Source organism: Paenibacillus sp. FSL R5-0766 (assembly GCF_037971845.1).
In the GTDB taxonomy this organism is placed as follows: Bacteria; Bacillota; Bacilli; order Paenibacillales; family Paenibacillaceae; genus Paenibacillus.
This window is the reverse complement of sequence record NZ_CP150227.1, coordinates 4,937,946-4,951,592: the sequence shown is the minus strand read 5'-3', so window position 1 is coordinate 4,951,592 and position 13,647 is coordinate 4,937,946. Positions and strand designations below refer to the sequence as shown.

The 13,647-nt window shown below is 45.9% G+C and carries 12 protein-coding genes; 9 read left to right on the top strand and 3 right to left on the bottom strand.

The window, feature by feature from the left end; translation table 11 throughout:
• Positions 1 to 27: 27 nt before the first annotated feature.
• The 8 genes from MKY66_RS21495 to MKY66_RS21460 all read left to right on the top strand — a co-directional run bounded on the left by MKY66_RS21495 (position 28) and on the right by MKY66_RS21460 (position 8,318).
• Positions 28 to 879 (top strand): 3-hydroxyacyl-CoA dehydrogenase family protein, encoded by an 852-nt coding sequence (locus tag MKY66_RS21495; RefSeq protein ID WP_076214236.1) that lies wholly within the window; start codon positions 28 to 30, stop codon positions 877 to 879.
• 334 nt (positions 880 to 1,213) lie between these two features.
• Positions 1,214 to 1,477 (top strand): acyl carrier protein, encoded by a 264-nt coding sequence (locus MKY66_RS21490; protein ID WP_017687156.1) that lies wholly within the window; start codon positions 1,214 to 1,216, stop codon positions 1,475 to 1,477.
• On the top strand, positions 1,474 to 2,358 hold the full coding sequence (locus tag MKY66_RS21485) for a hypothetical protein (RefSeq protein WP_179088561.1): 885 nt from the start codon (positions 1,474 to 1,476) through the stop codon (positions 2,356 to 2,358). The genes MKY66_RS21490 and MKY66_RS21485 overlap by 4 nt, the downstream gene beginning before the upstream one ends.
• A gap of 25 nt (positions 2,359 to 2,383) precedes the next feature.
• The gene (locus MKY66_RS21480) at positions 2,384 to 3,124 is read left to right on the top strand and encodes an alpha/beta fold hydrolase (protein WP_076214239.1); all 741 of its coding nucleotides are present in this window, start codon (positions 2,384 to 2,386) and stop codon (positions 3,122 to 3,124) included.
• 47 nt (positions 3,125 to 3,171) lie between these two features.
• Positions 3,172 to 5,493, top strand: a complete 2,322-nt coding sequence (locus tag MKY66_RS21475) for an ABC transporter permease (RefSeq protein WP_282320671.1) — start codon at positions 3,172 to 3,174, stop codon at positions 5,491 to 5,493.
• A 12-nt stretch (positions 5,494 to 5,505) separates the two neighbouring features.
• Positions 5,506 to 6,273 (top strand): ABC transporter ATP-binding protein, encoded by a 768-nt coding sequence (locus tag MKY66_RS21470; protein WP_047843824.1) that lies wholly within the window; start codon positions 5,506 to 5,508, stop codon positions 6,271 to 6,273.
• A gap of 60 nt (positions 6,274 to 6,333) precedes the next feature.
• A complete protein-coding gene (locus MKY66_RS21465) occupies positions 6,334 to 6,969 on the top strand; it encodes a TetR/AcrR family transcriptional regulator (protein WP_076214243.1) in 636 nt (211 codons plus the stop codon).
• A 20-nt stretch (positions 6,970 to 6,989) separates the two neighbouring features.
• Positions 6,990 to 8,318 (top strand): MFS transporter, encoded by a 1,329-nt coding sequence (locus tag MKY66_RS21460; RefSeq protein ID WP_076214246.1) that lies wholly within the window; start codon positions 6,990 to 6,992, stop codon positions 8,316 to 8,318.
• Between the two features lie 168 nt (positions 8,319 to 8,486).
• Here the strand turns inward: MKY66_RS21460 and MKY66_RS21455 are convergent, their stop codons facing one another.
• From MKY66_RS21455 to MKY66_RS21445, 3 genes are all read right to left on the bottom strand, one after another.
• Positions 8,487 to 9,311 (bottom strand): carbohydrate ABC transporter permease, encoded by an 825-nt coding sequence (locus MKY66_RS21455; protein ID WP_076214249.1) that lies wholly within the window; start codon positions 9,309 to 9,311, stop codon positions 8,487 to 8,489.
• A gap of 1 nt (position 9,312) precedes the next feature.
• Positions 9,313 to 10,185, bottom strand: coding sequence for a sugar ABC transporter permease (locus MKY66_RS21450; protein ID WP_076214267.1), 873 nt, complete (start codon positions 10,183 to 10,185; stop codon positions 9,313 to 9,315).
• Positions 10,186 to 10,285: 100 nt separating this feature from the next.
• Positions 10,286 to 11,590, bottom strand: coding sequence for an ABC transporter substrate-binding protein (locus MKY66_RS21445; RefSeq protein WP_244898192.1), 1,305 nt, complete (start codon positions 11,588 to 11,590; stop codon positions 10,286 to 10,288).
• Between the two features lie 93 nt (positions 11,591 to 11,683).
• Between MKY66_RS21445 and MKY66_RS21440 the strand changes: the two genes are divergently transcribed.
• The gene (locus tag MKY66_RS21440) at positions 11,684 to 13,645 is read left to right on the top strand and encodes a histidine kinase (protein WP_339805836.1); all 1,962 of its coding nucleotides are present in this window, start codon (positions 11,684 to 11,686) and stop codon (positions 13,643 to 13,645) included.
• Positions 13,646 to 13,647 lie beyond the last annotated feature (2 nt).

The window sequence follows — 13,647 nt, the reverse complement described above, 5'->3', positions numbered from 1 at the left end:
GCTAGCTCAATAAGGAGGTGATTAGGTATGCATAATCGACTGATTGCAATCATTGGCGCAGGGGTGATGGGATGCGCCACAGCACTGGATGTCGCGAGGGCTGGTTATCGTGTAATTTTGCAGGATATTTCGGCGTCGGTCATCGAACACGCTCCTGATGTTATACGTCGTGAATATCGTTCAGCTTGCTTTCTGAAGCAAGGGTACGGTCAGGTGCCACTGGATCAGATCATGGAACGAATCTCGTTTCAGACACAAGATGAAGGTGTGGAAGAGGCAAGTATCATTATTGAAAATGTAACCGAGAACCTGGAGTTGAAAAAGGAAGTTTACGCACGACTATACCACAAGGTTCGTCCGGATGCTTTATTTGCGCTAAATACAAGCTGTATTTCCGTGACAAAGCTCGCTTCATTTTTGCCTGACCCAGGTCGAGTCATTGGGGTGCATCTGATGAATCCAGTTCCTGTTAAATCCATGGTGGAGGTGATCAAAGGACATCATACAACGCAGGGTACGGAACATGAGATGGTAGCGTTTTTGGAAACTCTTGATAAAAGTCCGGTTGTCATAGAGGATCTGCCCGGGTTTGTCTCTAATCGCCTCTCGCACTTGATAATGAATGAAGCGGCGTACATTGTGCAGGATGGAATCGCTACACCCGAGCAGGTGGACGCCATTATGAAGAAGGGCTTCAATTATCAGATGGGGCCGCTGGAGACGGCGGATCTGATTGGTCTGGATACGGTCGTGCATTCATTGAAAGTATTGTACGACAGCTATCAGGACCCCAAATTCCGATGCTGTCCGATGTTGCAGAAAATGGTTGATGCAGGACAGTGGGGGCGGAAGACGGGTCAAGGATTCTATGCCTACTAAGATGAAGGGTGGCATGACCATGGAAAAGCTCAAGGATATCAAATGTATCGTTTGGGATCTGGACCACACCATTATGGGATGGGGTTTTGCTTGAATCTGCAGATGTGCATCTGAAGCCGGGCTTAAAGGAGGTGATTGAAAAACTGGACCAGCGAGGTATTTTGCATTCTGTTGCCAGTAAAAATGATGCAGGTTCGCCGGTTTCAAGCAGCAATCTGCAGATCAGGAAGGAAGAGTGCTGTTTTAGCATGATTTGCAGCAGGCTGTAGAGTTTCCAGATTACATTGAGGTTTTAGTGCCCGAGGGGCAACATCAATAACAAGGGGGAAGGGCAGTGGATTATCGTCAGGAAATTCGGGAGTTTATCGGGAACAACCTCACCATGGATCATGAAGACACTCAAATTAATGATAATGACAATTATTTTGAGCAGCGGTTCGTCAATTCGCTCTTTGCGATGCGTTTGGTGGACTTTGTAGAGCGTAGATTCCAGATTGAGATAGCAAATGAAGATCTGGATTTGGCTAATTTCTGCACGATTAACCGTTTGCATGATCTTATTGAGAGAAAGTTGACTGAGAAGGAGGCGGCACTATGATTACAGCTAATCAGGCATCCATTCGTCCAGTCACAAGTCCGGCAACCAGCCCGTCCAACAAATATATGTATTTGTTTTTGGGAATTTCCTTTGGCACATGTTATGGAATCGCAAGTTTGTTCTTGTTCTTTGCGGATTTTATTGTACCCATAACAGGTGAGTTAACCTTGATGCATCCACTTGCGATCGTTGCTCTGTATTCACCTTCCATTGCCGGATTAATTACATGTTATGTGATGGGCGGAACGGAAGCATTAAAAGGAATGTTTATGAAGCTGGTTCCGCGCAGACAGGACCTGTTCTGGATACCGCTCATTATTGGTATTTCCATCATCTTTGCATCAACAATGCACTTTGGTTCCTTGTTATTCGGCATACCGGTCCCTGAGTTGACATATAGTGTACCTGAAATGATCTGGTTGGGGATTGTGAATCTGATCAAGGAGACGGGGCTGATTGGTGGGCTGTTTGGCTGGATCGGATTTTTGCTTCCATTCTTGCAAGGGAAGTTAAAAAATAATATAACAAGTGGTCTGATTACCGGCCTGTTGTTCGGATTATGGGTGCTTCCGGGATACTTGATTTCCTCTTTTGGCACCTCAACCACTTACATATACTACGTTGTTCAGCTTATGGCATTTATCGTGTTCCAAAGTTATATCTTCAATGCAACCAAAGGTACACTTCTGTTTTATCTGCTTGCATTCTGGCTTGTAGCCACAGGAAGTCAAATTGATTTGTACTACTTTAATCCGCAAGTTCAAATTATGCAATTCTTCTTTTTTGCAATATCGGCTATTGTCATACATGTCATCTTCAAGCGTAAAAATGTGGATACTTCACTTCAGACATTCCCTGCATATGTTCTGGAAAGAAAGTAAGCCTGGTTATGGTGGTGGATAAGTGATGGAACCGATCTATTTGGAGCAGCTACAAAAGGGGGAGGGAAACAGACAAATGGTCTGTTTTCCTTATCTCGGTGGCAACTCCAACAGTTTTCAGCCCCTAGTGCCGTACCTTCCTGACACGGAAATTTGGGCGTTTACGCCCCCGGGTCATGGTGTGAACACCGAAACACCCCTGAAGCATATGCAGCAACTCGTAGAACTGTATACCAGCAAGCTGCTGGATGTTATACAGCCTGGCAGTCTGTTATTTGGACATAGTCTGGGAGGGATTACAGCCTACTTCGTTGCGCAGCGCTTATATCAGGAACGTCCAGATGTAGCTAAAACGCTACGGCTTGTGTTATCAGCCTGCAACACGCCTGACGAATGCGGGATGCAGAATTATGATCGGATGTCAGACGAAAATCTGATTGATCATCTGTTTTCCTATGAAGCTCTTCCGCAAGAACTGATACATGAAAAAGAATTGTTGAATTATTTTCTGCCCGTCATCCGGGCGGATTTCAGGATGCTGGAATCTGCAGCAACGCTTGAATATGAGCCGCTCTCATTGCCGGTATTGTATCTGTGGGGAGAACGGGATCGTACTGTTACCCTTCAATCCGCGTTGAGATGGGGCCGATATTTTGACACATCCATGAAGCTTCAAACCATCAAAGAGGGTGCTCACATGTTCATGATGCATCAACCTTCAACGGTGGCGCATTATCTGACAAGCTTTATGACTCCAGATAAATAGGAACAACTTGTAGATGAGAGGAGCCATGTTCGTTTATGCTGCTACGAATGCTGAGAAACGATATAACGAGAAAAAAAGGGATTACGGCCGCTTTATTTATTTTTGTACTACTGGCCGCCTTGCTGGTATCTTCGGGGTCACGAATGATTATGGAACTGACGAGTTCCATCCAATATCTATTTTCTGAATCCAAAACACCACACTTTGTGCAAATGCATGCCGGAGAGATCGATCAGGCCAAAGTGAACACATGGGCTGAAGAAAATGCCATGGTCCAGCAGCATCAGATTGTGGAAATGGTCAACATTGACGGCTCCAATCTGTTCCTCGGAGCAGAGTCCGAAAAGAACAGTGTTATGGACATTGACTTTGTTACACAGAATCAGGGTTTCGACTATTTGTTGAATCTGGACAGTGAGATTATTCAGGTGAACGATGGCGAGATCGCGGTTCCGGTATATTACATGCAGCAAAAAAAATTGAGCGTGGGCGACCAGGTTCGGATCGATAATGGTCAATTTGAGCGTTCTTACACCATCGTTGATTTTGTCCGTGATGCTCAGATGAATCCATCGGTTGTGCACTCCAAACGGTTTATCGTGAGTGCAGGGAATTTGCAAGAACTGAAGCAGAGCATCGGAGAGATGGAGTATCTCATCGAATTCCGGTTGACGGATCCCGGACTGACGAGTGAATTTACCCAGGCTTACCAAAATGCCGGACTTCCCAACGCGGGTCCAGTCGTAACCTATGGGCTGTTCCAGGTACTGAATGCCATGACCGACGGAGTTATTGCAGCCGTTATTATTCTGGTCAGTCTTGTGCTGATTCTGATTGCGATGCTTTGCATCCGATTCACGATGCTTGCGACCATCGAAGAGGATTATCGTGAGATTAGTGTCATGAAAGCGATTGGAATCGCAGAGAAGGATATTAAGAGACTGTATCTGATGAAGTATGTATTTATGGCGGGATTTGCATCCGTGCTTGGTTACATTGCATCACTTGGCGTTAACAGACTATTTGTTTCCAACATCATGTTGTATATGGGAAAAGCACCTGCAACCCTGTTGCATTTCGCGATTCCATTATTAGCCGCTGGAATAATATTTGCCATGGTTGTTCTGTTTTGTCGAACGGTACTGCGGCGTTTTCGTTCCATCTCCGCGGTGGATGCTCTCCGTACCGGGAGCCTGGGAGATACACAGATCATTCGAAACCGGCTTAGTTTGTCCCGCAATCGCTGGTCTTCCGTACCTGTCTTTCTTGGTCTGAAGGAAGTGATACAGCGAATCAAGATGTTCCGATTATTGTTATTTGTCTTTGTAGTCAGTTCATTTATCATGATTGTGCCGGTCAACTTCCTGAACACTTTGCAGGCGCCAAGTTTTATCTCTTATATGGGTGTTGGACAAAGTGATATTCGCATTGACTTGAGGCACACAGACGATGTGGAGCAGCGTTATGACAATCTGGTTGCCCAGATCCAAAATGATAAAGATATCAAAACGTATTCCCCATTGGTAACAAGCCAGTTCAAGATTAAAAATGCGGAAGGAAGTTACGACAATCTGAGTGTAGAAACTGGGGATTTCAGTATTTTCCCATTGTCTTATGTTAGCGGTAATGCGCCAACAACCGAGAATGAAATTGCGTTATCTGATGCCAACAGTAGCGAGCTGCGCCTGAAGACTGGTGAGCAACTTACCTTGCTGGTTAATGGCAAGGACCAGATGATGACGGTCAGCGGAATATACCAGGACGTTACGAATGGTGGGAAAACGGCGAAGGCCTTATTACCTTACAACAAGGATAGTGTGTTGTGGTATGTGGTCAGTTTGGATCTGAATAATCGCGGGGACATGGCTACCAAAATTGCTGAATATGAGGCGGCTTTCTCGCCAGCCAAAGTAACCGATCTTCAAGGTTATCTGGATCAGACGTTAGGCGGAACCATCCAACAATTGAAAATGGTGACGATGCTGGCCTTGGTCATCGGTGTCTTCATATCTATTTTAATTACAGCACTGTTCCTTCAGATGTTAGTAGCCAAGGACAACAACGACATTGCTGTACTAAGAAGCCTTGGGTTTGCCTTGTCTAAAATAAAGTTCAAGTATGTCGTGATGTCACTTGTCATATTAATCTTAGGGGTTGTTACTGGAACGATATTGTCCAATACGTTGGGTCCGTTGCTGGTTAGTGCCATTATGTCGACGTTTGGTGCTTCCAATATTGTCTTTGTTGTTAACCCGTTACAGGCATATATTTTGTGTCCATTGTTACTTGCAGGCACGATTGTACTGACAGCATGGATTAGTATCCAATCGATCAAGGAAACGAGCATATCCAAAATGATTGTCGAATAGGGAGGATCAACGATGACAACTATACTTGAGGCTAAAGACGTGAATAAATCCGTAGCGATCGGCGAGAATGAAGAACATAACATCTTAAAAGATATCAACCTTCAATTAAAAAAGGGAGAATTTGTTTCCATCATGGGGCCATCTGGCTCAGGCAAGTCTACCTTACTGTACAACATAAGTGGTATGGATCAGATTAGTGCTGGAAGTGTCTATTTTAATGGCAAAAAAATATCTGCATTTGAGGAGAGGGATCTGGCAAGTCTACGTTTGACCAAGATGGGATTCATCTTTCAAAATATTCATCTGCTCAAGAATCTGAATCTATTAGACAATATCGTACTTTCCGCGTATCTGGCCAAGAATAGCAGCAGAGAAACGATTAATACACGGGCGATGTCATTAATGAAAAAAATGGGGATTGATGAGCTGGCTGGGCATAACATCACCCAAGCCTCAGGCGGACAGCTTCAACGGATTGCCATCTGCCGTGCGCTGATCAATAATCCAGATATTTTATTCGGCGATGAACCAACGGGGGCGCTGAATTCCAAATCAACGTATGAGATCATGGACATTCTGGGCGATATTAATGCAACGGGAACAACCATTCTGCTGGTGACCCATGATGTGAAAGTCGCTGCCAGATCGGAACGTGTACTGTTTATGATGGACGGTAAGCTCGTTGCAGACAGAAATATTGGAAAATATGCAAGAGAGCGTCAGGATCTAAAAACAAGGGAAAGCCATTTGGCGCAATGGTTGACTGAAATGGGGTTCTAAAAAAAGAACTCCATGACTACAATAGACCGACAGTCGGTCGAACGTATCGGAGGCCAGGATATGAGACTGATAAAAAACCCGGAAGAACGCAGGAACGAGATTTTGGATGCCGCCGAGATTCTGTTCGTAACAAAGGGATATACCAAAGCTACGGTCATGGATATCCTTCAGGCGTGCAACATTGCCAAGGGTACATTTTATTATTATTTTCAGTCCAAGGAAGAGGTCATGAACGCCATCGTCATGCGTTTTATTCTGAGCGGGGAGGCATCGGCCAGGCACGTGGTGTCCGATCCCAAACTGAATGCCCATGACAAAATTTTTCGCATCATGATGGCGCAGAATCAGCCTGACGGCAGAAAACATGATCTCATCGAGCAATTGCACAGTGTTCATAATGTGGAGATGCACCAAAAGAGTCTTGTTGAGACGGTAATTCGATTAAGTCCCATCTTGGCCGAGGTGGTAGAGCAGGGCATTCAGGAGGGGGTATTTCATACACCTAACCCAAAGGAATCCATCGAATTCTTGCTCGTATCGTCACAATTTTTGCTGGATCGAGGCATCTTTCAATGGGAGGAGGAAGAACTCCAAAAAAAGGTTGAAGCATTCACACATATTATGGAACGTGTGCTGGGAGCAGAACAAGGAAGCTTCGCCTACGTCACTCGTCTCTATTTTCCGAATCAAGGTTAGCCGAGAAAGGAGTATCATCCATGGAACATACCGTTCAAAAATCATTTAAAAAGTTTCTGGTAGTATGGTTTGGTCAGCTCATCTCCATGATTGGGATTGGACTTACAGCCTTCTCCCTGGGGGTGTATGCCTTCGAAAAAACGAATACGGCAACAAGTGTTGCATTGATTACCTTATTCACGTTTCTGCCGAATATCCTGCTTCGACCTATTGGAGGGGTACTGGCAGACCGATTCGACCGTCGAACGATGATGATTATCGGCGACCTGGGGTCGGCAGCCGGTTTGATTTTCATTCTGTCCATTATGCTCACAGGTGATATCCAATTATGGCATATCTATGTGGGAGTAGCCTTTAGTTCCGTGTTTTCTGCGTTGCAGAGCCCGGCATATAAGGCCTCTGCTACGGACCTGCTGGATAAGGATCAATTCTCAAAAGGCAGCGGTCTTGTACAACTGGCTGAATCCTCGAAGTTTCTGTTTTCACCAATCATTGCGGGCATTCTGCTTAGTATAACAACCATTGAAGTCATTCTGGTCATTAATATTCTGACATTCCTGGTTGCCATTCTGGCTGTGCTGGTTATTCGGAAGAGCATGAAGGTGGAGCGAGAGGATCGAGAAGGAAAAAACTGGATCACCGATATTCAAGAGGGCTGGAGAGAAGTTGTAACCAACAAGGGAGTACTGTTGCTGGTGGTGATTATTTCACTTGTCACCTTTTATCTGGGATTCCTCGAGACACTCATTGGTCCGATGCTTCTGTCATTCACGGATGCAAAGACACTTGGAACGTTTCAGTCTGTTAGTGCCATCGGCATGCTGATTAGCAGCTTATGCATCGGCATATTTACAATAACAAAGAGATACGCAAGTGTGCTTGTGATGGGTCTAATTTTGTGCGGCTTGTCTTTCTCGCTTCTGGGCATATCCACCAACATTTATTTTATAATCTTCGCAGGTTTCCTGTTCCTGTCATCGCTGCCGTTTGTCAACATGAGCGCAGATGTGCTGGTGCGAAACAATATTGCCAACGAAAAGCAGGGCAGGGTATGGGGAATCATTGGTATTCTGTCACAACTCGGGTTTATTATTGCGTACAGTTTGGCTGGATTTCTGGCCGACCATGTGTTTAATCCGTTGCTGATGGAGGGGGGAGCACTGGCTTCGTCTGTTGGTCAAATTATTGGAACTGGGCCAGGCAGAGGTATTGCCTTTCTGTTTATCATCGCGGGTCTGTTTGTTATTCTGATCGCAATAATCACATCCCGTTTGAAAATGATCAAATCTCTGGAGCAGAGCCCAGATATAACAGCTCCATCCGATGTTGGCGGGTTGGCGCACGATTAATTCGAATCCAACAGCGTAAGCCCTTGTTCGCAGCAGCGTGTGATACTTCTTCTGTACGAAGAAGTTATTCACACGATGAGCAGACAAGGGTTTTTTTGTGCTGAGGAGTCAGAAGATGTACTTAGACAAGAGAGTTTGTGTATTTGAAATTTGGATTGTCGGTGGAGCTTACCCTTTAACCGCCCCTGAAGTTAGTCCACCTACAATATACTTTTGCCCTATGAGGAACACAATCAACACAGGCAATGATGTGAGCACGATATCGGCACTAACCAGATTCCACTGGGCACTAAATTGTCCAAAGAAGTTATATACAGCCAGCGTCATCGGCCACATCTCCACCGTGTTGAGCATATAGAGCGGAGCAGTGAATTCATTCCAGACACTCAGGAAGTTCAGGACAAATACCGTCACCAGCACCGAGGTTAACAAAGGCACAATGATTCGCAGGAACAGTTTGATCCCATTACATCCGTCCATGATCGCGGCTTCATCCAGCTCCTTCGGGATGTTAGACACAAATGCATATGTAATGAACAGCGAGATCGGAATCCCCATGGCCGTGTAGAGCAGAATCATGCCGACATGTGAATTAATCATACCCATCGACTTCATGACTTCCATCAGCGGAATGTAGTTGAGCGGCAGTGTGATACCGAGAATCAGGAAGAAGTACAGAAACTTGCTGAGCCTCGAATGGTTACGAGATAAAGTGAATGCCGAGAAGGCCACAACAAATACCAACAGCAGGGAAGAGGCCCCCGAATGCAACAGACTGTTGAAAAAAGAACCTCCCAAGTGTCCCTGTTCATAGACAATTTTGTAATTTTCGAAAATAAACTTCTCGGGCAGTGTCAGTTTCAGCACTTTGGCCTCGGCGTCGGACTTGAATGAATTCAGTACAATGACGACAAAAGGAATCAGGACCACCAGGCTGAGCAGCCAGGCGAGTACATTTAATCCGATCGAAGCCAGTCTTTTTCTCAATCGCATGTCAGTATTCCACCTTTCGGTTCATCAAACGAATGATGAAAAAGGAGAGGATTGCCATGATGACAAACAGAATGGTAGATAGCGCACTCCCCAGTCCCCAATACCCTTTGGCAAAAGAGGAATAGACCGCCGTGTTAATCACATCTGTCGCGTTACCGGGGCCACCGTTGGTTAACACGTATACGGCATCGAATACTCTCAGCCCATATGTAATATTAAGTACCGTGGCGATGGTAATGGTAGGCATCAGCATCGGAATGGTGATCCGGAACAGCTTCTGCCCGAAGCCGGCGCCATCAATGGATGCTGCTTCGTAATAATCACGTGGAATCGCGAGCAGTCCGGCGATGAACAGCACCATGATGTACCCCATGCCTTTCCACGTATCCACTGCCATGATGGATGGCATGGCCCAGGTCAGGGAGCCCAGCCAGTTCTGGGCGAGAACGTCTAGTCCCATGGAACGCAGAGTCACGTTAACGAACCCATTGTTGGGGTCGAGCAGACTTTTGAACACAAGTCCAACAATCAGGAACGACAGCACCTGTGGGGAGAAGATAATCATCCGATGCAGATTGGCGGCTTTTACACCGCTGACCAACAGTAGAGCGAGAAATAAGCCCAGAACGGTCTTGGCGATGGATGTAACGAGGGTGAACAAGACTGTGTTTTTGATAAAAAGCAGATAGGTCGGATCACCCGCGAGAATGGTACGGAAATGCTCCAGACCGATAAAGTTCTTCTCCGAACTATAACTGTTCCAGTCAGTGAAGGAATAATAGATGCCCAGCAGGGCGGGAGCAACGATGAACAGCAGATATAACGCAATTGCTCCAGATGAGAAATACCAGGGATAGATTTTGTTTGCATTCATAATCCGTAACACCTTTCCTTCCTGCCAAAATACACAAGCGGGCAAATGCCCGCTGCATGTAACGCTATTCAGCGTTTATGTTTATCGGTGATTTGCGCTGTTACTGCCACTTCTCATCTTTCAGCACTTTGGCTTGTTCAGCACGACGTTTATCAATATTTTGCAAAATCTGATCCGGTGTCATTGCACCGGCGAACATACCTGATAAGTCCTTGCCAATATCCATCCATTGTGGATCAATATATTTCACAGCGGCCTGCATGACCGTACCTTTTTCATGATTTTTCTCATAATCAATATAGTCCTGTGTCAGCTTTGGTTCGATTTCCGGCCAGCAGATCGTCAGGTTGCCCTCACCTTCATCGAACACACGTTGCAGATGATCATGCTCGGTAATCCAGCGGAAGAATTTCAGCACTTCTTCGGGATGTTTACTGTTTTTGTTACCAAACATCGCAGCCGATCCGCCCGGATTCACACCAATCGTCTGATTATCTCCCCACGGCATGACGAAGAATCCCATATTGTCTTCCATTTCCGGATACGCTTCGGACACTTCCTTTTCCGTCCCTGGAACCCGCAGCAACATCGCTGCTTTCTCCTGACCAAACGCCTCAATTCCCGCTTCTACCGTATTGGACAAGAAGTCTTTGCCGAAATAACCGAGATCCGCAAATTCCTTCAATTGTTCAATGACCGTCTTGAGTTGCGTCATATCTGCGACTTTCATCTCATTGTTGTTTAATTTCTCGTAGGTTCCCGCTGTTGTTTGCTCATAGTTAGGTCCCGTTTCGAACAAAGGCAGAACCTGATACCACCCGCTGGCAGGTGCTTGATAGAACGGAATGATGTCTTTATCCTTAATTTTCTGGCTGATTGCCTTGAATTCGGCATAGGATGTAGGAGGCTCTATGCCAAGCTCTTGGAAGATACGTTTGTTATAGTACACATACCAGATTTTCGTTGGCGCAAAAGAAACCCCGTACACCTTGTCATTGTGACTGACAGTTGGCAAAATCTCTTCAGACATCCGACCTGTGAATTCCTCATTGGTCAAGTCAATGGCATTTTCCTCCGGTCTTACGTTGGCCGGCATGCTCAGTGGGTCCACATCGACATTGAAAATATCAGGTGCTTCGCCAGAAGCGAGCTTCACCTTGATCAGGTCACGCCACTGTGCGTCAGGTACGACCTGGAAGTCAATTTTGACACCCGTCTCCTGCTCATATTCCTTGGCCATCGTCTGCATGATGCCTGTACGCGGAATACCGGATTGACTTGTTCCAAACGTGAGAGTGACCTTACCCGAACCTTCCGTACTTTTACCTGAGTTGCACCCGGCAAGCAGCAGAGTGGAGAGCAGGAGCACACTTGCAAGCGAAAATAGAAATCGTTTTCTCATCATTGAACCTCCCGGAATATAAAGAAAATTGTCACTTGCCGAAACGCTTAATGTAAGCGTATTCTTATGTGAATAACTTTACTGTGAACAGCAGATGTGCTCAATAGACAAAAGCGTTCTGTTGGGTGGACATTTTCGAATGGTGTGACAGATATCATCATAGGACGAGGTGTGTGGGGATTGCGATATCGATTTGGAACGCTTCAGCAAAGTCTGTTTGCCTATTACTCTGCGGTATTTATTATCTTTTCGCTGATTGTGGCGGGGCTTCTGTATGTTTTTCTCGCAAGTGACATTCGTCATCGAAGTGAAGAACAGCAGAGACAACTGGGGGTATCCATCGTCAGTAACTTGGATCAGGAAGTGGTGAAAATGAACAACTTTTCCATGAATATCGTGTACTCCAATCTGGTCAAAGAACACTTCAGTCACTACTTGGCACCAGCAGAAGGCAGTGAGCAGACAATGACGAGTGATCCGGCATTGTACAAGGATACAACCACACTAATTGATGTCATTCTCGCGATCATCAGCAGCTCCAACACAGCCAAACAGGCCAATATCTATGATGTGAATGGCAAGATGCTGGGAGCGGGTGCATTCAACGGTCAACTGTCGGTAGACCTGACTCAGCGACCGTGGTACAAGGAAACCTGGGAGCGGAGTGGCTGGCGGGTGATCCAATTGTTAGAGGGCGGAGCTTTGCCCATACCTACGGGCGAGGGAAAATCGGATCAACCTTATATTTCGCTTACCCGTGTATACAAAGATGGCAATTATGTCAGCCAGGGTGTCGTTGAGATTTTGCAGGATGCCGGAACCCTGTTCCAGCACTTGAATGAATTGCAGGCGAATAACAACGATCTTCGGATCTATGTAGTGGATGAACAAAATACACGGTTGTATCCACTTTCTTCGGATGCCGATGTTTCTCAAGCAGGCCATTTCGATGATGTGGACTTGATTCAAAATCTTTCATTTCCACCTGATACGATGCAGGAGATCACCGATCCTTTGAGTCATTCCAAACAAATGATAACGTACATGACGTCACAGGAGACGGGATGGACCGTTATTGTCATGCAGTCCAAACAATCCCTTTTCGCGAGTCTCAACCGGATGGCTGTGATGTTTATCGGTGCCACGTTAGCTACTCTCATGCTGATTCTGGTTCTCTCGTATCTGATTTCCAAAAGGGTTACTTTGCCGCTGCATCGTTTGCAGCGCATTATTCAGAAAACGGGTGAGAATGATCTGGTATCGGGTCAGGATTCCGGTCAATTGTTCAAGCTGGAGCATCCCGGTTCTATTCGGGAGATGGATGAGTTAAATGATACGTTTATCCGGCTGAATCAACAGCTTGTGCAATCGTTTCAGGACAGGCTGGCGATGAAATCTCAGGAGACAGAAGCGAGATTGCTGGCGCTGCAATCCCAGATGAACCCGCATTTTCTCTATAACAACATCACCAATATCAGCATCATGGCGGAAGAAGGCATGAATGAGCAGATTGTCGCGTTCTGCGCCAATATTGCGTCTATGCTGCGTTATATTTCTACTCCGGGTAAGAGCGGGGTTCCACTGTCTCAAGAATTGGATTATTGTGAGCGATATCTGGAGTGTATGAAGATTAGGTTTGAGGATGATCTACACTACGAGTTTCATATTCCGGATGAGATGCAACATATTCAGATTCCAATGTTAATGGTACAACCACTACTCGAAAATGCCATGAAATATGGACTGGGTGATACCCCTCCATGGAAACTGAATATTACTGGAGAGTTGGATCCGGTACAGCAGACCTGGCAGATCCACGTAGAAGACAACGGGCCTGGCATGGAACCCGAGGCACTTGCCAAGATCATGCATTATATCGAACAGTCACAGGAGTGGGAGCGTATGCCTGACCTCGAAATAAACGGCATGGGACTCAAGAATATATGGGTCCGATTGAAATTATGGTATGGCACAGCAGCCCACATGCAGATTACGAACAAGCCTTCCGGCGGTGTCCAGATTACTATAGGCGGTTCCATTCGAAAGGAGCATGACTGAAC

Excerpts from the sequence above, each read along its gene's own strand:
- MKY66_RS21445 (WP_244898192.1), bottom strand. The coding sequence starts at position 11,590 with ATGATGAGAAAACGATTTCTATTTTCGCTTGCAAGTGTGCTCCTGCTC.
- MKY66_RS21475 (WP_282320671.1), top strand. The coding sequence starts at position 3,172 with ATGCTGAGAAACGATATAACGAGAAAAAAAGGGATTACGGCCGCTTTA.
- MKY66_RS21460 (WP_076214246.1), top strand. The coding sequence starts at position 6,990 with ATGGAACATACCGTTCAAAAATCATTTAAAAAGTTTCTGGTAGTATGG.
- MKY66_RS21450 (WP_076214267.1), bottom strand. The coding sequence starts at position 10,185 with ATGAATGCAAACAAAATCTATCCCTGGTATTTCTCATCTGGAGCAATT.
- MKY66_RS21485 (WP_179088561.1), top strand. The coding sequence starts at position 1,474 with ATGATTACAGCTAATCAGGCATCCATTCGTCCAGTCACAAGTCCGGCA.
- MKY66_RS21455 (WP_076214249.1), bottom strand. The coding sequence starts at position 9,311 with ATGCGATTGAGAAAAAGACTGGCTTCGATCGGATTAAATGTACTCGCC.
- MKY66_RS21480 (WP_076214239.1), top strand. The coding sequence starts at position 2,384 with ATGGAACCGATCTATTTGGAGCAGCTACAAAAGGGGGAGGGAAACAGA.
- MKY66_RS21470 (WP_047843824.1), top strand. The coding sequence starts at position 5,506 with ATGACAACTATACTTGAGGCTAAAGACGTGAATAAATCCGTAGCGATC.
- MKY66_RS21495 (WP_076214236.1), top strand. The coding sequence starts at position 28 with ATGCATAATCGACTGATTGCAATCATTGGCGCAGGGGTGATGGGATGC.
- MKY66_RS21465 (WP_076214243.1), top strand. The coding sequence starts at position 6,334 with ATGAGACTGATAAAAAACCCGGAAGAACGCAGGAACGAGATTTTGGAT.